At 72.6% G+C, this 18,264-nt stretch carries 20 protein-coding genes and 5 tRNA genes; 6 read left to right on the top strand and 19 right to left on the bottom strand.

The genetic code is table 11. From position 1 onward, the window contains the following. Positions 1-56: 56 nt before the first annotated feature. From coaD to ACZ6AQ_RS16210, 4 genes are all read right to left on the bottom strand, one after another. On the bottom strand, positions 57-536 hold the full coding sequence (coaD, locus tag ACZ6AQ_RS16225) for a pantetheine-phosphate adenylyltransferase (RefSeq protein ID WP_468760467.1): 480 nt from the start codon (positions 534-536) through the stop codon (positions 57-59). Between the two features lie 26 nt (positions 537-562). Next, positions 563-1,147, bottom strand: coding sequence for a 16S rRNA (guanine(966)-N(2))-methyltransferase RsmD (rsmD, locus tag ACZ6AQ_RS16220; RefSeq protein ID WP_468760370.1), 585 nt, complete (start codon positions 1,145-1,147; stop codon positions 563-565). Positions 1,148-1,214: 67 nt separating this feature from the next. Further along, positions 1,215-3,407, bottom strand: coding sequence for an ATP-dependent DNA helicase RecG (gene recG / locus ACZ6AQ_RS16215; protein ID WP_468760369.1), 2,193 nt, complete (start codon positions 3,405-3,407; stop codon positions 1,215-1,217). Between the two features lie 60 nt (positions 3,408-3,467). Beyond that, positions 3,468-5,078, bottom strand: a complete 1,611-nt coding sequence (locus ACZ6AQ_RS16210; protein ID WP_468760368.1) for a DAK2 domain-containing protein — start codon at positions 5,076-5,078, stop codon at positions 3,468-3,470. Positions 5,079-5,313: 235 nt separating this feature from the next. Here ACZ6AQ_RS16210 and rpmB point away from each other — a divergent pair, with 235 nt between their 5' ends. Next, complete coding sequence (gene rpmB / locus ACZ6AQ_RS16205; RefSeq protein WP_003957616.1) at positions 5,314-5,499, top strand: 50S ribosomal protein L28; 186 nt, start codon at positions 5,314-5,316, stop codon at positions 5,497-5,499. Positions 5,500-5,640: 141 nt separating this feature from the next. Here rpmB and thiD read toward each other — a convergent pair whose 3' ends face one another. Next, the gene (gene thiD, locus ACZ6AQ_RS16200; RefSeq protein WP_468760367.1) at positions 5,641-6,435 is read right to left on the bottom strand and encodes a bifunctional hydroxymethylpyrimidine kinase/phosphomethylpyrimidine kinase; all 795 of its coding nucleotides are present in this window, start codon (positions 6,433-6,435) and stop codon (positions 5,641-5,643) included. Next, a complete protein-coding gene (locus ACZ6AQ_RS16195) occupies positions 6,432-7,394 on the bottom strand; it encodes a thiamine-phosphate kinase (RefSeq protein WP_388689215.1) in 963 nt (320 codons plus the stop codon). Before ACZ6AQ_RS16195 ends, thiD begins: the two co-directional genes overlap by 4 nt. Positions 7,395-7,627: 233 nt before the next feature. Here ACZ6AQ_RS16195 and ACZ6AQ_RS16190 point away from each other — a divergent pair, with 233 nt between their 5' ends. After that, positions 7,628-7,861, top strand: a complete 234-nt coding sequence (locus tag ACZ6AQ_RS16190; RefSeq protein WP_388689213.1) for an Lrp/AsnC family transcriptional regulator — start codon at positions 7,628-7,630, stop codon at positions 7,859-7,861. A 20-nt stretch (positions 7,862-7,881) separates the two neighbouring features. Further along, positions 7,882-8,379 (top strand): DUF3515 domain-containing protein, encoded by a 498-nt coding sequence (locus ACZ6AQ_RS16185; RefSeq protein WP_468760366.1) that lies wholly within the window; start codon positions 7,882-7,884, stop codon positions 8,377-8,379. Between the two features lie 130 nt (positions 8,380-8,509). Here the strand turns inward: ACZ6AQ_RS16185 and ACZ6AQ_RS16180 are convergent, their stop codons facing one another. The 3 genes from ACZ6AQ_RS16180 to ACZ6AQ_RS16170 all read right to left on the bottom strand — a co-directional run bounded on the left by ACZ6AQ_RS16180 (position 8,510) and on the right by ACZ6AQ_RS16170 (position 11,477). Then, positions 8,510-9,649, bottom strand: a complete 1,140-nt coding sequence (locus ACZ6AQ_RS16180) for a D-alanine--D-alanine ligase family protein (protein WP_468760365.1) — start codon at positions 9,647-9,649, stop codon at positions 8,510-8,512. Positions 9,650-9,726: 77 nt separating this feature from the next. After that, positions 9,727-10,728 (bottom strand): NAD(P)H-dependent glycerol-3-phosphate dehydrogenase, encoded by a 1,002-nt coding sequence (locus ACZ6AQ_RS16175; protein ID WP_468760364.1) that lies wholly within the window; start codon positions 10,726-10,728, stop codon positions 9,727-9,729. Then, entirely contained in the window at positions 10,725-11,477 is a 753-nt protein-coding gene (locus tag ACZ6AQ_RS16170; RefSeq protein ID WP_468760363.1) for a lysophospholipid acyltransferase family protein, read from the bottom strand. The genes ACZ6AQ_RS16175 and ACZ6AQ_RS16170 overlap by 4 nt, the downstream gene beginning before the upstream one ends. A gap of 125 nt (positions 11,478-11,602) precedes the next feature. On the opposite strand from ACZ6AQ_RS16170, the gene cofC reads away from it, so the two are divergent. Next, positions 11,603-12,250, top strand: a complete 648-nt coding sequence (cofC, locus tag ACZ6AQ_RS16165; RefSeq protein WP_468760362.1) for a 2-phospho-L-lactate guanylyltransferase — start codon at positions 11,603-11,605, stop codon at positions 12,248-12,250. A gap of 10 nt (positions 12,251-12,260) precedes the next feature. Continuing rightward, positions 12,261-12,470 carry a hypothetical protein gene (locus ACZ6AQ_RS16160; protein ID WP_388689203.1) on the top strand — a complete coding sequence of 70 codons (210 nt, stop codon included), beginning with the start codon at positions 12,261-12,263 and terminating at the stop codon, positions 12,468-12,470. 178 nt (positions 12,471-12,648) lie between these two features. Here ACZ6AQ_RS16160 and ACZ6AQ_RS16155 read toward each other — a convergent pair whose 3' ends face one another. The 4 genes from ACZ6AQ_RS16155 to leuC form a co-directional block, all read right to left on the bottom strand. Further along, complete coding sequence (locus ACZ6AQ_RS16155; protein ID WP_468760361.1) at positions 12,649-13,347, bottom strand: HU family DNA-binding protein; 699 nt, start codon at positions 13,345-13,347, stop codon at positions 12,649-12,651. A 143-nt stretch (positions 13,348-13,490) separates the two neighbouring features. Next, positions 13,491-13,718 (bottom strand): SCO5555 family protein, encoded by a 228-nt coding sequence (locus ACZ6AQ_RS16150; RefSeq protein ID WP_388689200.1) that lies wholly within the window; start codon positions 13,716-13,718, stop codon positions 13,491-13,493. A gap of 104 nt (positions 13,719-13,822) precedes the next feature. After that, a complete protein-coding gene (gene leuD, locus ACZ6AQ_RS16145) occupies positions 13,823-14,416 on the bottom strand; it encodes a 3-isopropylmalate dehydratase small subunit (protein WP_468760360.1) in 594 nt (197 codons plus the stop codon). Positions 14,417-14,421: 5 nt separating this feature from the next. Next, entirely contained in the window at positions 14,422-15,846 is a 1,425-nt protein-coding gene (leuC, locus tag ACZ6AQ_RS16140; RefSeq protein ID WP_468760359.1) for a 3-isopropylmalate dehydratase large subunit, read from the bottom strand. 140 nt (positions 15,847-15,986) lie between these two features. Between leuC and ndgR the strand changes: the two genes are divergently transcribed. Continuing rightward, on the top strand, positions 15,987-16,703 hold the full coding sequence (ndgR, locus tag ACZ6AQ_RS16135) for an IclR family transcriptional regulator NdgR (protein ID WP_189981172.1): 717 nt from the start codon (positions 15,987-15,989) through the stop codon (positions 16,701-16,703). A 129-nt stretch (positions 16,704-16,832) separates the two neighbouring features. Here the strand turns inward: ndgR and ACZ6AQ_RS16130 are convergent. The 6 genes from ACZ6AQ_RS16130 to ACZ6AQ_RS16105 all read right to left on the bottom strand — a co-directional run bounded on the left by ACZ6AQ_RS16130 (position 16,833) and on the right by ACZ6AQ_RS16105 (position 18,196). After that, positions 16,833-16,905 (bottom strand) — tRNA-Glu (locus ACZ6AQ_RS16130). A gap of 42 nt (positions 16,906-16,947) precedes the next feature. After that, a tRNA-Gln gene (locus ACZ6AQ_RS16125) sits at positions 16,948-17,019 on the bottom strand. Positions 17,020-17,038: 19 nt separating this feature from the next. Continuing rightward, positions 17,039-17,114, bottom strand: a tRNA-Glu gene (locus tag ACZ6AQ_RS16120). Positions 17,115-17,198: 84 nt separating this feature from the next. Further along, positions 17,199-17,271 (bottom strand) — tRNA-Glu (locus ACZ6AQ_RS16115). A gap of 39 nt (positions 17,272-17,310) precedes the next feature. Then, positions 17,311-17,382, bottom strand: a tRNA-Gln gene (locus ACZ6AQ_RS16110). A gap of 91 nt (positions 17,383-17,473) precedes the next feature. Beyond that, positions 17,474-18,196, bottom strand: coding sequence for an HAD family hydrolase (locus ACZ6AQ_RS16105; protein WP_468760358.1), 723 nt, complete (start codon positions 18,194-18,196; stop codon positions 17,474-17,476). Positions 18,197-18,264: the final 68 nt, after the last annotated feature.

Genomic DNA, 18,264 nt, shown 5'->3' with positions numbered 1-18,264 from the left:
CCAGTCGGCGCCCGTCCGACACCGGGTGACGGAGCGTCAGCGGCGGTGGCCGCGCGTCACTTCTCCGCCAGCCGCTCGGTCAGCCGGCCGAGGACCAGCGGCGGGACCAGGTGGGAGACGTCGCCGCCCCAGGCGGCGACCTCCTTGACCAGGGAGGAGGAGAGGAAGCTGTACGTCGGGTTGGTGGGGACGAACAGGGTCTCCACGCCCGAGAGCCCGTTGTTCATCTGGGCCATCTGCAGCTCGTAGTCGAAGTCGCTGACCGCGCGCAGCCCCTTGACGATGGCGGGGATGTCGCGCTGCTTGCAGAAGTCGACGAGCAGGCCGCGGAAGGACTCGACCACGACGTTGCCGAGGTCGGCGGTGACCTCGCGGATCAGCTCGATCCGCTCGTCGACCGTGAAGAGACCTTTCTTCGACTGGTTGATCATCACGGCCACGTGTACGACGTCGTACAGCTTGGAGGCGCGGGCGATGATGTCGAGATGTCCGTTGGTGATGGGGTCGAACGACCCCGGACAGACGGCGCGGCGCAACGTGGGTCCCTCGCTCTCCGGTCCGGTCATCGTGCGTCTTCGCACGTAGAGGCGGCGCGACCGTACCAAAACGTTCCCTCGCCGTAACGACGGGCCCGCAGTGGCTCGAAACCGGCCGGCCAGCCGAATTCCCCGCCCCTGGTACTGCGCTCCACGGTGACGAGGGCATCCTCGCGCAGCCAGCCCCCCGAGCGCAGTGTGAGGAGGATCTCGCGGAGAGCGTCGTCCTCGACGGCGTACGGCGGGTCGAGGAAGACCAGGTCGTACGGATCGGCGGGGGCGGGTCCGGTCACGATCTGCTCGGCCCTGCCGGTGCGGAGCTCGGCGCCGGCCAGGCCGATCGAGCGGATGTTGTCCCGGATCGTCTTCGCGGCGCGGGGGTCGGCCTCGACGAGGAGGGCGTGGGCGGCACCCCGGGAGAGCGCCTCCAGGCCGACGGCCCCGGAACCCGCGTACAGGTCGGCGACCCTGGCCCCGCCGAGGGTGCCGAGGAACGCCTCCCAGGTCGAGAAGAGGCCCTCGCGCGCCCGGTCGGAGGTGGGGCGGGTGCCGTTTCCGGGCGGTACGGCCAGGCGCCGCCCGCCGGCCGTACCGGCGATCACGCGGGTCATTGGTGTCCTCGTATCCCATAAGACATTGCGTACGCAATACCTTATGGGTGCCCTCCCCGCAGCGCTGTCAGCCCTTCTCCAGGTACTCCTCCCGGTCCTTGTCGAGGAGGGCGTCGAGGGCGGTGCGCAGACCCGGATGGGCGGTGAGGTCCGGATCGGCGAGGACGAGGGCGGTGGCCTCCTCGCGGGCGGCGGCGATGACCTCCTCGTCCTCGATGACGGCGAGGACCCGCAGGGAGGAACGGACGCCGGACTGGGCCTGGCCGAGGACGTCCCCCTCGCGCCGCTGTTCGAGGTCGATGCGGGAGAGCTCGAAGCCGTCGAGGGTGGAGGCGACGGCGCCGAGGCGCTGCCGGGCGGGGCTCGCCTCGGGCATCTCCGTGACGAGGAGGCAGAGACCCGGGGCGGAGCCACGGCCGACGCGGCCGCGGAGCTGGTGGAGCTGGGAGACGCCGAAGCGGTCGGCGTCCATGATCACCATCGCGGTGGCGTTGGGGACGTTGACGCCGACCTCGATGACGGTGGTGGCGACGAGGACGTCGAGGTCGCCGGCGGCGAAGCGGCGCATGACGTCGTCCTTGTCGTCGGGGTGCATGCGGCCGTGCAGGACCGCGATCCGCAGGCCCGCGAGGGGGCCCGCGCCCAGCTTCTCGGCGACGTCGAGGACGGCGAGCGGGGGCCGCTTCTCCGCCTCGTCCCCGGCGGGGGCCTTCGCCTTCGTCTTCCGGTCCTCCTCGTCCCCGATGCGGGGGCAGACCACGTACGCCTGGTGGCCGTTCCCGACCTCCTCGCGGACGCGTTCCCACGCGCGCGCCAGGAAGTGCGGCTTGTCCGCGGCGGGGACGACGTGGCTGGCGATCGGGGAGCGGCCGGCGGGGAGCTGGTCGAGGACGGAGGTCTCCAGGTCCCCGAAGACGGTCATGGCGACCGTGCGGGGGATGGGGGTGGCCGTCATGACGAGGAGGTGCGGGGGCTGCTTCCCCTTGCCGCGCAGGGCGTCGCGCTGCTCGACGCCGAAGCGGTGCTGCTCGTCGACGACCACCAGGCCGAGGTCGTGGAACCGCACCTTGTCCTCGATCAGCGCGTGCGTGCCGATGACGATCCCGGCCTCGCCGGTGACCAGGTCGAGGAGGGCCCGGCGGCGGGCGGCGGTGCCCATGGAGCCGGTGAGCAGGACGACCTTGGTGGCGCGCTCGGCCCCGCCGAGCATCCCGCCCTCGGCCAGCTCGCCCATCATCTCGGTGACGGAACGGTGGTGCTGCTGGGCGAGGACCTCGGTGGGCGCGAGCATCGCGGCCTGCCCCCCGGCGTCCACGACGGCGAGCATGGCGCGCAGGGCGACCAGGGTCTTTCCGCTTCCGACCTCGCCCTGGAGGAGGCGGTGCATGGGGTGGTCGGTGGCGAGGTCGCCGAAGATCTCCGCGGAGACCTTCTCCTGGCCTTCGGTGAGGGTGAAGGGGAGCTTGGCGTCGAAGGCGTCGAGGATGCCGCCGGGGACGGGGCCGCGGGGGACGGCGGGCAGCTGGGTGTCGGCGTGCCGGCGGCGGGCGAGGGCGACCTGGAGGACGAACGCCTCGTCCCACTTGAGCCGTTCCCGGGCGGCGGCGATGTCGGCCTTGGTGCGGGGCCGGTGGATCATCCGCAGGGCCTCGGGCAGTTCGGCGAGGCCGCGGCCCTCGCGCAGGGCGCCGGGGAGCGGGTCGACGGCGTCGACGGCGCTCGGCAGGACCGCGTCGACGGCCTTGGCGATCTTCCAGGACTCCAGTTTGGTGCTGGCCGGGTAGATCGGGATGAGGGCCCCGGCCCAGGTGTCCACGGCCTCCTCGCGGTCGCCGCGGAGCAGTTCGTACGACGGGTGGGCGAGCTGGAGGCGCCGGTTGAAGAGCGAGACCTTGCCGGCGAACATCGCGCGGGTGCCGGGCAGCAGGTCCTTGTGCGGTTTGTGGACGCCCTTGCCGAAGAAGACGAGCTGGACGCGGCCGCTGCCGTCGGTGATGGTCACCTCCAGCCGCTGACCGCGCCCCTTGGCGCCGTTGAAGGTCAGGACACGGGCGTCGGCGACCTGCGCGACCACCGTGACGTGCTCGTCGAGCGGCAGGTCGGAGAGGGTGGTCAGCTCCCCGCGCTCGGCGTACCGGCGGGGGTAGTGGTGGAGCAGGTCCCCGACCGTGTGCAGGTCGAGCGCCTCGGCCATGACCTTGGCGGTGGCGGGGCCGAGGGCCTTCTTGAGTGGTTCGTCGAGCGCGGGCACGCGTTCCATTGCACACCACGGGACCGACAGCCGGGGCGGGGGCCGTGCACGGCCGCCCGGCCGGGGGGCCTATTCCACCCCGATGAGCAGCGGCGGGGCCCCCGCGCCCGCGTGGTACGTGGTGGTGTCGACGGCCAGGTGGCCGTGGCGGACGTGGCGTTCGAGGTCGGCGGCGAGGCCGGGCGGGGTGTCGTCGGCGACGACGAGCGTGACGAGTTCGCCGCCGGCCGAGAGCATCCGGTCCAGGACGGTGCGGGCGGTCTCGGTGAGGTCCTGGCCGATGACGGCGACGTCGCCCTCGATGAGGCCGAGGACGTCGCCTGCCTGGCAGACGCCGGCCGAGGTGAAGGAGCGGTGTTCGGCGACGGCGAGTTCGGCGTAGCGGGTGGCCCCGGCGGCGGCCGTCATGGCGACGACGTCCTCGTCGAAGCTCCGGCCGGGTTCGTGGACGGCGAGGGCGGCGATGCCCTGGACGGCGGCGCGGGTGGGGATGAGGGCGACGCGGACGCCCTCGGCCCTGACGCGTTCGGCCGCCGCCGCGGCGGTCTTGCGCAGGTCGGCGTCGTTGGGCAGGAGGACGACCTCGCGGGCGTGCGCCCGCCGTACGGCCTCGGCGAGTTCGTCCTCGGTGGGCGGTTCGCCGGGGCGGGTCCGTACCGTGGTCGCGCCCGCCCCGGCGCAGAGTCCGGCCAGGCCCTCGCCGGGGACGACGGCGACGACCGCGCGCCGGGCGCGTTCCCCGGGGGCCGGGGCGTGCGCGGCGGTCGCGAAGTGGGTGATCCGGATGCGGTGCGGCCGGCCGGCCTCGACGCCGGCCTCGACGGCGGCGCCGGCGTCGTCCACGTGCACGTGGACGTTCCAGAGCCCGTCGCCGCCGACGACGACCAGGGACTCGCCCAGGGCGTCGAGGCGGGAGCGCAGCAGTTCGACGGCCGCGTCGCCGGCCTCCAGGAGGTAGATCACCTCGTAGGCGGGCCCGCCGTCGCCGGCGCACTCCTCCCGGGGGGCGGCCGGCGGGAGCGGCGCGGTCCCGGGGTCGGGCGGGGTCCGGCCGGTGACGGTCTCCAGCAGGGCGCCGAGGACGGTCACCAGCCCCCGGCCGCCGGCGTCCACGACCCCGGCGCGTCCGAGGACGTCCAGCTGGCCCGGGGTGGCCGCGAGGGCGGTCCTGGCGCCCTCGTGGGCGTCGCGGGCCACCTGCACGAGCCCGCCGCCCGCCGCGCAGGCTCCGGCGGCGGCGCTCGCCACCGTGAGGATGGTGCCCTCCACGGGGTGGGCGACGGCCTCCCGGGCCGCTCGCGCGGCCTCGGCGAGGGCGCGGGCGAGGTGGTCGCCGTCGCGGCCCCGCGCGAGGACGGCCGCCATGCCGCGCAGAAGCTGGGAGAAGATGGTCCCGGAGTTGCCGCGGGCGCCGAGGAGGGCGCCGTGGGCCATGGCCCGTACGGTCTCGGCGGTGTCCGGGGCGGAGGCGGCGAAGACCGCTTCGACGGCCCGGTGGGCGGCCTCCGCCGTCAGGTAGAGGTTGGTGCCGGTGTCCCCGTCCGCGACGGGGTAGACGTTGATCGCGTCGATCTCCTCGCGCTCCCGGCCGAGGGCGTCGAGGGCCCGCGCGCACCAGCTCCGGACCGCTTCGGCGTCGAGCTCGACGAGCTCCTCGTCGGGCTGAAGGGCTCGCGACAACGGGGGCCTCCTTCGGCGGTGGGATCACCGCAGGGTAGACCCGGGGTGTCCCGCGGGTGACCGGGGCCCGGGGCGGGGCGGGCGCAGACCATGGTAGTTTCGTTGTACCGAAGCAGCCGTTGTATGCTGCTTCGGTTGCCCGGTCCACACCGGGCCGTTCCCCGGCAAGCCACTTCAGACTCCTGATTCCGGTGCGCCGGATTTCACTGTAAATCTGAAGTCTTTGGAGTGACCCGTGGCTGCCAACTGCGACGTCTGCGGCAAGGGGCCGGGCTTCGGCAACAACATTTCGCACTCGCACCGCCGTACGTCCCGTCGCTGGAACCCGAACATCCAGCGCGTGCGTGCCGTGGTCGGTCGGACGCCGAAGCGGCTCAACGTCTGCACCTCGTGCATCAAGGCCGGCAAGGTCTCGCGCTAACCGCGACGTTCTGTCGTAGCGCAGCCCCTGCGGTTGCCTTGAAAGGCCGGTCCACCTCGGTGGGCCGGCCTTTTGCCGTGCCCGGAAACGGGTCCGGAAGCAGGGCCGGGGGCGCGTGACGCCTCCCGGGCCCGCACCGGCTCAGCCCCCGAGCCGCCAGCCGTGGCCGACCGGGCCTATGCCGGAGCCCAGGGCGAATCCGGCGCCGATGGCCCCGGTCACGTACTCCTTGGCCTCCCGTACGGCCTCCGGCACCGTCAGGCCCCCGGCGAGTCCGGAGGCGATGGCGGAGGCGAGCGTGCAGCCCGTGCCGTGGGTGTGCCGGTTGTCGTGGCGCGGGGCGCGCAGCCAGTGCTCCTCCTCGCCGTCGGTGAGCAGGTCCACGGCCTCCCGGCCCGTGGGCAGGTGCCCGCCCTTGATCAGGACCCACTCCGGCCCGTACGACAGGACGGCCTCGGCGGCGGTCCTCATGTCGCTCTCGTGCACGACGCGCACCCCCGTGAGCTGCGCCACCTCGTCCAGGTTGGGCGTGGCGACGGTGGCGCGGGGCAGCAGTTCCTTCCGTACGGCGTCGAGCGCGGACGCGGCGAGGAGCGGGTCCCCGTGCTTGGAGACCCCGACCGGGTCGACGACGACGGGGGCGTCGGTGCCCGCGAGGAGTTCCGCCACGGTCTCCACCAGCGGGGCGGTGGCCAGCATGCCGGTCTTGACGGCCTGGACGCCGATGTCGTCGACGACGGACCGGTACTGGGCGCGCACGGCCTCCGCGGGCAGTTCCCAGACGCCCTGGACGCCCAGGGAGTTCTGTGCGGTGACGGCGGTGAGGACGCTCATGCCGTGGACGCCGAGCGCCAGCATCGTCTTCAGGTCGGCCTGGATGCCGGCGCCGCCGCCGGAGTCGGAGCCGGCGACGGTGAGGACCAGGGGCGGCCTCACTCCGTCTCCCCGAAGTGGTCCCAGCCGCCGGCCGCCTGCCAGGGTGCCCCGTCCACGGTGACCTGGGGCAGCGCGGAGGGGTGGAGGACCTCCCCGATGACCTTCCAGCGGGCGGGGAGCTTCACGTCCGGCGGGAAGGTGGCGACGATGGCGTGGTCCTCTCCCCCGGTGAGCACCCACTGCATGGGGTCGACGCCGACGGCCTGGCCGATGTCGTGCATCTGGGTGGGGATGTCGATGAGGCCGGAGCGCAGGTCGATGCGGACCTTGCTGGCCTCCGCGATGTGGCCGAGGTCCGCGATGAGGCCGTCGCTGACGTCGCACATGGCGGTGGCGCCGAGCCCGGCGGCGGCCGGGCCCGCGTGGTACGGGGGTTCGGGCCTGCGGTGGGCCTCGACGAAGGCGCGGGGGGAGCGGAAGCCGCGGGAGAGGACCGCGTATCCGGCGGCGGACCAGCCGAGCCAGCCGGTGTAGGCGACGACGTCGCCGGGCTGGGCGCCGCCCCGGGTGACCGGGTCGTGGTTGCGCAGGTCGCCCAGGGCGGTGATGGAGACCATGATCGTGTCGCCCCGGACGACGTCGCCGCCGACCACGGCCGCGCCCGCGACCTGGCATTCGTCGCGCAGGCCGTCCATGAGTTCGGTGGGCCAGGTCACGGGGAGTTCGGCGGGGACGACGAGGCCGAGGAGGAGGGCGGTGGGGACCGCGCCCATGGCGGCGATGTCGGCGAGGTTCTGCGCGGCGGCCTTGCGGCCGACGTCGTACGCCGTCGACCAGTCGCGGCGGAAGTGACGTCCTTCGAGGAGGATGTCCGTGCTGGCCACCACGCGCCGGTCGGGGGCGGAGACGACCGCGGCGTCGTCGCCGGGTCCGATCCGTACCGCCGGGGTGGAGGTGAGCCGGGACGTGAGCTCTCTGATGAGCCCGAACTCGCCCAGCTCTCCGACTGTGCCCTTCACCGCGTCTCACCTCGTGTGTTCGTGCCGGCCGGCGGGCGGGGGCGCGTCTGGGCGCGCCGCGGGTCGCGGGCCGTCACCGTGCTGGGTACCGTCATGTAGACCGTCAACTTCTGTCCTGTGCGGGCCACGCCCCGGACGCCCCGGAGCGCGCGGGTCTCCCCGCGGCCCGTGGTGACGCGGTACCGTGGCGTCCCTTTCTCCCACAAGATCCTCGTGGTCGCCCTGGAGGCTCCGTGGTACAGGCGTACATCCTCATTCAGACCGAGGTGGGCAAGGCGTCGAGCGTCGCCGCCGCCATCTCCGGGATTCCGGGAGTCATCCAGGCGGAGGACGTGACCGGTCCGTACGACGTCATCGTGCGCGCGCAGGCGGAGACGGTCGACGAACTGGGCCGCATGGTGGTCGCCAGGGTCCAGCAAGTGGACGGCATCACGCGCACCCTCACCTGCCCGGTCGTTCATCTGTAGCCCCCGTCTACGCTTGGCCGGTGACCTCTTCCCACCGGCCCTTCGGCCTGCCCGTCGCCGTCTCGGCCGCCGTGCTGCTGCTGGCGTCCGCCGGCTGTTCCCCGGCGGACGGTCCGTCGTCCGTCGCGGTCCCCAGCCCTCCGCCGGAGGAGGCCGTCCTCTGCCAGGCCCTGGCGAAGGAGCTGCCCGACACGGTGGCGGGGTTGGAACGGAGTGACCCGGAGCCCGGCTCCGAGTTGACCGCCGGGTGGGGTGACGGTGCGATCGTACTGCGCTGCGGAGTCCCCCGGCCCGAAAAGATGAGCGATCCGAAGGCGCAGGGCGTCTCCGCGAACGGCGTGCGCTGGATGCTGGAACGGCCGGAGGGCTCCGGGCCCCGGTTCACCTCGGTGTACCGGAGGACGTACGTCGAGGTGAGCCTCGACCGGCGCTACGAGCACGACGCGGGACCGCTCACCGCTCTCGCCGGGTCCGTGGCCGGGACGATCCCGTGCGCGCTGGAACCCGAGTGCTCCTGACGCCGTCCGGACGCCCCCGGGAGCCGGCCGCGCGTGCACGGCCGGCTCCCGGGGGCGGACCGTCCGGGGTGTGTGCCGAAAGTGGCGCCGCCCGCCCGGAAGGCGGGCGGCGCCACGTCCCGGACGCGTTCTAGCGCAGGCCGGTGGAGCGGTTCAGCGCGGCCTGGACGAGCCGGTCGACCAGCTCGGGGTAGCTCACGCCGCTCTCCTGCCACATGCGCGGGTACATGGAGATGGGCGTGAAGCCCGGCATGGTGTTGATCTCGTTGATGACGAAGTCGCCGTCCTCGGTGAGGAAGAAGTCGGCGCGGACCAGGCCCTCGCAGGAGACGGCCTCGTAGGCGGCGACGGCGAGCCGCTGGATCTCGGCGGTGGCCTCGTCCCCGAGGGGGGCGGGCACGATGCCGGAGGCCGAGTCGATGTACTTCGCCTCGAAGTCGTAGAAGTCGTGGTCGGTGACGGGCGGGATCTCGGCGGGCACGCTGGCGCGCGGTCCGTCCTCGAACTCCAGGACGCCGCACTCGATCTCGCGGCCCCGGACCAGCGCCTCCACGACGATCTTGGGGTCGTGGCGGCGGGCCTCCTCGACGGCCTCGTCCAGGCCGGAGAGGTCGTCGACCTTGGTGATGCCCACGGAGGAGCCGCCGCGGGCGGGCTTCACGAAGAGCGGCCAGCCGTGTTCGGCGGCGAACTCCACGATCTTCTTGCGGGCGGCGGCCGGGTTCTGCTCCCACTCGCGCGGCCGGACGACCTCGTACGGGCCGACGGGGAGGCCGAAGGAGACGAAGACCCGCTTCATGTACTCCTTGTCCTGGCCGACGGCGGAGGCGAGGACGCCCGCGCCGACGTAGGGGACGCCGGAGAGTTCCAGCAGGCCCTGGAGGGTGCCGTCCTCGCCGTACGGGCCGTGGAGCACCGGGAAGACCACGTCGACCTCGCCGAGGACGCGCGGCACGGCGCCGGGCTCGGCGAGGACGACCTCGCGGTTGGCGGGGTCCACGGAGAGGACGACGCCGCCCCGCTCGCTCTCGGCCAGTTCGGCGACGTTCGGCAGGGCCCGGTCGGTGATGGCCATCCGCTCCGGGGCGTCGGCGGTGAGCGCCCAGCGCCCGTCCGTCGTGATGCCGATGGGCAGCACGTCGTACTTGTCCCGGTCGATGGCGCCCAGGACGGCGCCGGCCGTGACGACGGAGATGGCGTGCTCGGAGCTGCGTCCGCCGAAGACGACGGCCACGCGCGGCTTGCGGGGGCTCTGGGTGTTCTCGCTCATATCGCGACGAGAGTACCTTGCGGCACCCGAACTCCTGAGCGCCCCGCCGGGCGGCCCGGCCGCCCGGCCCGTCCGGCTCAGCGGCGTTCGGGCTTCGCCGAGCGCGACATCAGCTCCTTGAGGGCGACGACCGGCGGCTTGCCCTCGTGGACGATCGAGACGACCGTCTCGGTGATGGGCATGTCGACGCCGTGGCGGCGGCCCAGATCGAGCACCGACTCGCAGGACTTGACGCCCTCGGCGGTCTGCCTGGTGGCCGCGATGGTCTCCTGGAGCGTCATCCCCCGGCCGAGGTTGGTGCCGAAGGTGTTGTTCCGGGAGAGCGGCGAGGAGCAGGTGGCGACGAGGTCGCCGAGGCCGGCGAGGCCGGAGAAGGTGAGCGGGTCGGCGCCCATGGCGAGGCCGAGGCGGGTGGTCTCGGCGAGGCCGCGGGTGATGAGCGTGGCCTTGGAGTTGTCGCCGAGTCCCATGCCGTTGGCGATGCCCACGGCGAGGCCGATGACGTTCTTGACGGCGCCGCCCAGCTCGCAGCCGACCACGTCGGTGTTGGTGTACGGGCGGAAGTACGGGGTCAGGCAGGCGCTCTGGAGCCGCTGGGCGACCGTCTCGTCGACGCAGGCGGCGACGGCGGCGGCGGGCTGCCGGGCGGCGATCTCCTTGGCCAGGTTCGGGCCGGTCAGGACGGCGACGCGCTCGGCGGGCACGTCCGCGACCTCGGTGATGACCTCGCTCATCCGCTTGGCGGTGCCGAGTTCGACGCCCTTCATGAGGGAGACGAGGACCGTGTCGGGGGCGAGGAGCGGCGTCCAGGCGGCGAGGTTGCCCCGGAGGGTCTGCGAGGGGACGACCAGGACGGTGAAGTCGGCGCCGGCGGCGGCCTCGGCCGGGTCGGCGGTGGCCGTGATCCCCCGGGGGAGTTCGACCCCCGGCAGGTAGTCGGGGTTGGTCCGGGTGGCGTTGATCTCCTCCGCGAGTTGCGCGCGGCGGCCCCAGAGGCTCACCTCGCAGCCCGCGTCCGCGAGCACCATGGCGAAGGCGGTGCCCCACGACCCGTTGCCGAAGACGGCGGCCCTGGTCACTTGGCGCCTCCCTCGGCGGCCTTGCGGCGCTGCGCGAGGCGGGCCCTGCGGTGGTCGTAGGGTTCGGCGGGCGCCTTCTCGCCGCGGATCTCCTCCAGGAGGGCGGTGATGGCGGCCATGATGGTCTCGGTCGCCTCGCGGAGCACCTCGGGCGTGGGCTCCAGGCCGTGGAAGCGGGAGAGGTCGACCGGCGGACCGGCCTGCACGACCAGCGTCTTGCGGGGGAACAGCCGGAGCCTGTTCTCCTTCGCGTACGGCGGCATGGCGAGGTTGGCGCCCCACTGGGCCACCGGGATGACGGGGGCCCTGGTGAGCAGCGCCACGCGGGCGGCGCCGGTCTTGCCCGCCATGGGCCACATCGCGGGGTCGCGGGTCAGGGTGCCCTCGGGGTAGAAGGCGACGCACTCGCCGCTCTCGATGGCCGCGACGGCGGCGCGGAAGGCGTCCAGCGCGTCGGTCGTCTCGCGGTAGACGGGGATCTGGCCGGTGCCGCGCAGCATCATGCCGACGAAGGAGCCCTTGAAGAGGGCCGCCTTGGCGAGGAAGCGGGGAACGCGGCCGGTGTTGTACTGGTAGTGCGCGTAGGAGAGCGGGTCCAGGTAGGAGTTGTGGTTCACGGCGGTGATGAATCCGCCCTCGGCGGGAATGTGTTCGGTGCCGCGCCAGTCCCGCTTGAACAGAACCACCAGGGGGGGTTTGACGATGACCGCCGCGAGGCGGTACCAGAAGCCGATTCTGCGGCGGGGCACGCGGACACCTTTCTCCGGGACTGGCTGGCAGGGGGTCAGTGTCGCCCCATGCTCCTGGTCTGTCGAGGACACGGTACGCCCCGGCCTCTCCGGCGAGCCGCACGGGCGGGACAGAATGGTCCGCGATGAACACCGACGCCGATGACCGCTGGTCCCTCGTCGTGCCCCTGAAGCCCCTCGCCCTGGCGAAGAGCAGGCTGGCCGCGGCGGCGGGCGCGCGGCTGCGCCCCCGGCTGGCGCTGGCGTTCGCCGAGGACACCGTGGGGGCGGTGCTGGAGTGCGTGCGGGTACGGGACGCGCTGGTCGTCACCGACGACCCGGCGGCGGGCGCGGCACTGGCGGCGCTGGGCGCGCGGATCGTGCCGGACGCCCCGGCGGCGGGGCTCAACGCGGCGCTCGCGCACGGGGCGCGGGCGGTGCGGGCGCGGCGGCCGCACGCGCGCGTGGCGGCGCTCAGCGCGGACCTCCCGGCGCTGCGCCCGGCGGAGCTGGCCCGGGTCCTGGACGCGGCCCGGTCATTTCCGAGGGCATTTCTCGCGGATGCCGCCGAAATGGGCACGACATTCCTCTCGGCGGCCCCGGGGGTGGAATTGGAACCGGCATTCGGGGGCGCGTCGCGGCTGCGGCATTTGTCGTCGGGGGCGGTGGAAATCGGGCTCGCGGGGGTGGATTCCGTACGCCGGGACGTGGACACCGGGGAGGATCTGGCGGCGGCCGCGGAGCTGGGGCTCGGGCGGCGGACGGCCGCCCGGTGGCTGACGGCGGCCGGATAGGCTGCGGTCCATGCAGGCGACCGCGTTCACGTACGACCCCGAGACCCGCAGCGGCAGTGTGCTGCTCGACGACGGCACCCCCGTGGAGTTCGGGGCGGCGGCCTTCGAGGCGGGCGGGCTGCGGTTGCTGCGTCCGGGGCAGCGCGTACGGATCGAGACGGAACCGGGCGGCCCGGGGGCCGGTCCGCGCATCACGCTGGTGACCCTCCAGACGTTCTGATCCGGGAGGCGCCGGGGGCGGCGGGGCCCGGAGCGGAGACGCCGGGAGGAACGCGCCGCGGGGCGAAGGCGCGGGCGGTGACGGATGACGCGCCGCGGGCCCGGACCCCGGGCGGGTGACGCGCCGCGGGCCGGCCTCCCCGTGGGGAGTCCGGCCCGGCGGATCGTTCCCGCAGGTCCTACTTCTTGGCGGCGGTCTTCTTGGCGGTGGTCTTGCGCGCCGTCGTCTTCTTGGCGGGCGCCGTCGTCGCCGTGGTCTTCTTCGCGGCCGGGGCGGTCTTCTTGGCGGTGGTCTTCTTGGCCGCGGCGGTGGTGGTCTTCTTGGCGGCCGGGCTCTTCTTCGCGGCGGCGGTGGTCGCGGTCTTCTTCGCCGGAGTCGCCTTCTTCGCGGCGGCGGTGGTCGCGGTCTTCTTCGCCGGGGCCGTCTTCTTCGCGGCGGCGGTGGTCGCGGTCTTCTTCGCCGGGGTCGCCTTCTTCGCGGCGGCCTTCTTGGCCGTGGTGGCCTTCTTCGCGGCGGCCTTCTTCACGGTCGCGGAGGCGCCACCGGTGAGGCTGCCCTTGGGAGCCTTCTTGACGGAGACCTCGCCGCCCTTGGGGAGCTTCTTCGAGCCGCTGACCAGGTCCTTGAAGCCCTGCCCGGCGCGGAAGCGGGGGACGGAGGTCTTCTTCACGCGGACCCGCTCGCCCGTCTGCGGGTTGCGGGCGTAACGGGCCGGCCGGTCGACCTTCTCGAACGAGCCGAAACCCGTGACGGAGACCCGGTCGCCGGCGACCACGGCACGCACGATGGCGTCGAGCACGTGGTCGACGGCTTCGGCGGCCTGCTGGCGACCGCCCATCTTGTCGGCAATCGCTTCTACGAGCTGCGCCTTGTTCACGTCTTCCCCTTCGGAGACATTGCCAGAACGAAAGTGTTCAAGCTTTTTCGCACGTTAGGCATGTATATACCGCAAATCAAACACGAAACGGTCTAATCACCCTAGTGCCGCAACGCGGAAGAGCCGTTGCGGAGTTCCTGGTGTCAGTCGTCCTCTGGGAATCGGCCCTCGTCGAGGTCCTTCATCAACCGGTCCAGACGCTTCGCCGCGTCCTTGAGATCGTGCTTCGCCGCGGCCGTCACGACCAGCAGCTTCCGGGACAGCGCCATCCTTACGCCCTCCGGGACTTGCAGTGAGCGCACGGTCGCGTGCGCTTCCTTCAATCGGGCGGCGACTGCCTCGTAGAGCTCGAGTTGGCTGTCGCGTTCCATGCGCCGATTGTGCCATCTGGGGCGAGTTGTCGCCCGACGGGGTCTCAACAAGCGACTGCGCCCCCCACCGGGAGGTGGGGGGCGCAGTCGTGGAAAAGCGCTGCTCAGGCCGTAATGGTACGGGGCTTGAAGGCCGGCCTCGCCGCCTCGTAGGCCGCGATGTCCGCTTCGTTCTGAAGGGTGAGGCTGATGTCGTCGAGCCCGTTCAGCAGACGCCAGCGGGCGTTCTCGTCCAGCTCGAAGTCGGCGTCGATCCCGGCGGCCAGGACCTTGCGGCGCTCCAGGTCGACGGTGACCTCGGCGGTCGGGTCGGCCTCGGTCAGCTCCCAGAGGGCGTCCACCGTCTCCTGCGGGAGGACGACCGTCAGCAGGCCGTTCTTCAGCGAGTTGCCCCGGAAGATGTCGGCGAAGCGGGAGGAGATCACGGCCTGGAAGCCGTAGTTCTGGAGCGCCCAGACGGCGTGCTCGCGGGAGGAGCCGGTGCCGAAGTCGGAGCCCGCGACCAGGACCGTGGCGCCCTGCCGCTCGGGACGGTTGAGGACGAAGCCGGGGTCCTTGCGCCACGCCTCGAAGAGACCGTCCTCGAAGCCGTCGCGGGTGACCTTCTTCAGCCAGTGGGCGGGGATGATCTGGTCGGTGTCGACGTTGCTGCGGCGCAGCGGGACGGCGCGGCCGGTGTGGGTGGTGAAAGCTTCCATGGTTCCTAGACCCCCGCGGGAGTGACGACGTCGGACAGGTCGGCCGGGGAGGCCAGATGGCCCAGTACGGCGGTGGCGGCGGCGACCTGGGGCGAGACCAGGTGGGTCCGGCCCCCCTTGCCCTGCCGGCCCTCGAAGTTGCGGTTGGAGGTGGACGCGGAGCGCTCGCCGGGAGCCAGTTGGTCGGGGTTCATGCCCAGGCACATCGAGCAGCCCGCGTGCCGCCATTCGGCGCCGGCCTCCTTGAAGACCTCGTCCAGGCCCTCCTCGACGGCCTGGAGGGCGACCCGGACCGAGCCGGGGACGACCAGCATGCGGACGCCGTCGGCGACCTTGCGGCCCCGGAGCAGGCCGGCGGCGTTGCGCAGGTCCTCGATGCGGCCGTTGGTGCAGGAGCCCACGAAGACGGTGTCGACCCGGATGTCGCGCAGCGGCTGCCCCGCGGTCAACCCCATGTACTCCAGGGCCTTTTCCGCGGCGTGGCGCTCCGAGGCGTCCTCGAACGAGGCCGGGTCGGGGACGTTCGCCGAAAGCGGCGCGCCCTGGCCGGGGTTGGTGCCCCAGGTGACGAACGGGGCCAGCGAGGCGGCGTCGACGACGACCTCGGCGTCGAAGACCGCGTCCTCGTCGGACCTCAGGGTCTTCCAGTACGCGACGGCGGCGTCCCAGTCCTCGCCCTCGGGGGCGTGGGCGCGGCCCTTCAGGTAGGCGAAGGTGGTCTCGTCGGGGGCGATCATGCCCGCGCGGGCGCCGGCCTCGATGGACATGTTGCAGATGGTCATCCGGGCCTCCATCGAGAGCTTCTCGATGGCGGAGCCCCGGTACTCCAGGATGTAGCCCTGGCCGCCGCCGGTGCCGATCTTCGTGATGATCGCCAGGATCAGGTCCTTGGCGGTGACGTCCTCGGGCAGTTCGCCGTCCACGGTGACGGCCATGGTCTTGGGACGGGCGAGCGGGAGCGTCTGGGTGGCGAGGACGTGCTCGACCTGGCTGGTGCCGATGCCGAACGCCAGCGCGCCGAAGGCGCCGTGCGTGGAGGTGTGCGAGTCGCCGCAGACCACGGTGGTGCCGGGCTGGGTCAGGCCCAGCTGCGGTCCCACCACGTGGACGACGCCCTGCTCGACGTCGCCCAGCGGGTGCAGCCGGACACCGAACTCGGCGCAGTTCTTGCGCAGGGTCTCCAGCTGGACGCGGGAGACGGGGTCCGCGATCGGCTTGTCGATGTCGAGGGTGGGGGTGTTGTGGTCCTCGGTGGCGATGGTGAGGTCGAGGCGCCGCACCTGCCGGCCGTTCTGGCGCAGCCCGTCGAACGCCTGGGGGCTGGTCACCTCGTGCAGCAGGTGCAGATCGATGAAGAGGAGGTCGGGCTCGCCCTCGGCGCGCCGGACGACGTGGTCGTCCCAGACCTTCTCCGCGAGTGTCCTACCCATCGCTTTCCCTCCGGCCGACGTCTGCGTCGGCACAACTAGAAACCCGTTTCGCGGGCCGTTGTGCGGCCGCCCCACCAGAGTGACAAGTTCCCGGGGAAATTGAACTTGCGTTTCACAGAGTGAGACGCGAATATCGTTGCATGGACAACTCTAGCGGCGTAGGTGTTCTCGACAAGGCAGCCCTTGTCCTGGGCGCCCTGGAGTCCGGTCCGGCCACCCTCGCAGGACTGGTCGCGGCGACGGGACTCGCACGACCCACGGCACACCGTCTCGCCGTGGCACTGGAACACCACCGGATGGTGGCGCGCGACATGCAGGGCCGGTTCATCCTCGGACCGCGCCTCGCGGAGCTCGCCGCCGCGGCCGGCGAGGACCGGCTGCTCGCGACCGCGGGCCCGGTGCTCACGCATCTGCGCGACGTCACCGGCGAGAGCGCCCAGCTCTACCGCCGCCAGGGCGACATGCGCATCTGCGTGGCGGCGGCCGAGCGGCTCTCGGGCCTCCGGGACACCGTTCCGGTCGGTTCGACGCTGACGATGAAGGCCGGCTCGTCGGCGCAGATCCTGATGGCCTGGGAGGAGCCCGAGCGGCTGCACCGCGGCCTCCAGGGCGCCCGTTTCACCGCGACGGCCCTGTCGGGCGTGCGGCGCAGGGGCTGGGCCCAGTCGATCGGCGAGCGGGAGCCGGGCGTCGCGTCCGTCTCCGCGCCCGTGCGCGGCCCCTCGAACCGCGTGGTGGCCGCCGTGTCGGTCTCCGGCCCCATCGAGCGCCTGACGCGCCACCCGGGCCGCATGCACGCCCAGGCGGTCATCGACGCCGCCGCCCGCCTCTCCGAGGCGCTGCGCCGCAACGGCTGACCCCCGCCTCCCCCGTCCCTCCCGGCCCACCGCTCCAACGCCGCAGCGGTGGGCCGGAATTGCGCGCGGGGCCGTACGGCACCGAACGACGAAGAAGCCCTCCCCCGAAGGGAAGGGCTTCCTCCTGCGTACCCCCGACCGGATTCGAACCGGCGCTACCGCCTTGAGAGGGCGGCGTGCTAGGCCGCTACACAACGGGGGCAAGATCTGGAGTCACGCGACGGAGTCGCGCGGTATCACTGCGCTGGCCTACCTGGACTCGAACCAAGACTAACTGAACCAGAATCAGTCGTGCTGCCAATTACACCATAGGCCACTGGTGGTTTAGAACCAGTTGGTACCCCCGACCGGATTCGAACCGGCGCTACCGCCTTGAGAGGGCGGCGTGCTAGGCCGCTACACAACGGGGGCCCTAGCGATCCCACCCGGCCGGAGCCGGGTGATGTCACCGCGGACGCACCGGGAGCTACCCAGGTGTTCCACAGGATGGATCCGTACCCCCGACCGGATTCGAACCGGCGCTACCGCCTTGAGAGGGCGGCGTGCTAGGCCGCTACACAACGGGGGCTTTGTGGATGAGATCCACGATGCAGATGAGCTCTGCGAGCTGGCCTACCTGGACTCGAACCAAGACTAACTGAACCAGAATCAGTCGTGCTGCCAATTACACCATAGGCCACCGGAACAACTTCCCCAGCCGGGGATCCTGCTCGGCTTGCGCTTTCCGGGTTCTTGCCTTTCGGCTTGCTCCCCTCGGCGCAGGAAGAACATTACCCGAAGGTGGACCGCGCTCCAAAACGGGTATCCGGGCGGAGCAGGTCCGGGAGCTGGTGGAGGTCCGTGATCCGGTGCAGCTCGGGCCGGCCGCCGAGGCCCGCGCGGTCCAGCCAGACGCCCCGCAGCCCCGCCTCCACCGCGCCCCGGGCGTCGATGTCCGGCTGGTCGCCGACGTACGCCACCTGGTGCGGGGGCAGGCCCAGGGCGGCACAGGCCGCGTGGAACGCCTCCGGGGCCGGCTTCGCCACGCCCAGCTCGGCGGCGCACAGGACGGCCTCGAAGCGGTCCCGGACGCCCAGGACGCGGAGCTTGCGCTCCTGGTTGTGGACGCTGGAGTTCGACAGGACGGCGTGACGGTAGTCACGGGCGAGGAGGTCGAGCACGGGCACGGTGTCGGGGAAGAGCGCCCAGGCCGCCTCGTAGTGGACGACGTACCGGCCGAACCAGGCGTCGGCCTCGGCGGCGGTGAGTTCCGGCCTGCCGAGGAAGTCCCGGACCCGGTCGCGCCGCTGGTCCAGGAAGTCGCCGCCCTCCCGCTCGAAGCGGCGCCAGTGGAGGGCGGTGAGCTCCCGCCACCGGTCGAGGGCCGCCTCCACCGTGCCGAAGCCCTCCAGGAGCCCCTCGGCCGCGAGGTGGCCGCGCATCCCGGCCGTGTCGGCGGTGGCGTAGTCGAAGATCGTGTCGTCGATGTCCCAGAGGACCGCCCGGATGGTCATGGGGCCACGGTACCGACGGCGGGGACGCGCCGGAGGGCGGCGACCCGTTCCGGTCGCCGCCCTCCGTC

This window comes from Streptomyces sp. NPDC041191, assembly GCF_055591945.1.
The sequence above is the reverse complement of the archived record's forward strand: the minus strand, read 5'-3'. Positions and strand labels throughout refer to the sequence as shown.

Excerpts from the sequence above, each read along its gene's own strand:
- ACZ6AQ_RS16160 (WP_388689203.1), top strand. The coding sequence starts at position 12,261 with ATGCAGGCGACCGCGTTCACGTACGACCCCGAGACCCGCAGCGGCAGT.
- ACZ6AQ_RS16150 (WP_388689200.1), bottom strand. The coding sequence starts at position 13,718 with ATGGAACGCGACAGCCAACTCGAGCTCTACGAGGCAGTCGCCGCCCGA.
- ACZ6AQ_RS16105 (WP_468760358.1), bottom strand. The coding sequence starts at position 18,196 with ATGACCATCCGGGCGGTCCTCTGGGACATCGACGACACGATCTTCGAC.
- rsmD (WP_468760370.1), bottom strand. The coding sequence starts at position 1,147 with ATGACCCGCGTGATCGCCGGTACGGCCGGCGGGCGGCGCCTGGCCGTA.
- leuD (WP_468760360.1), bottom strand. The coding sequence starts at position 14,416 with ATGGAAGCTTTCACCACCCACACCGGCCGCGCCGTCCCGCTGCGCCGC.
- recG (WP_468760369.1), bottom strand. The coding sequence starts at position 3,407 with ATGGAACGCGTGCCCGCGCTCGACGAACCACTCAAGAAGGCCCTCGGC.
- leuC (WP_468760359.1), bottom strand. The coding sequence starts at position 15,846 with ATGGGTAGGACACTCGCGGAGAAGGTCTGGGACGACCACGTCGTCCGG.
- ACZ6AQ_RS16180 (WP_468760365.1), bottom strand. The coding sequence starts at position 9,649 with ATGAGCGAGAACACCCAGAGCCCCCGCAAGCCGCGCGTGGCCGTCGTC.
- cofC (WP_468760362.1), top strand. The coding sequence starts at position 11,603 with ATGAACACCGACGCCGATGACCGCTGGTCCCTCGTCGTGCCCCTGAAG.
- ndgR (WP_189981172.1), top strand. The coding sequence starts at position 15,987 with ATGGACAACTCTAGCGGCGTAGGTGTTCTCGACAAGGCAGCCCTTGTC.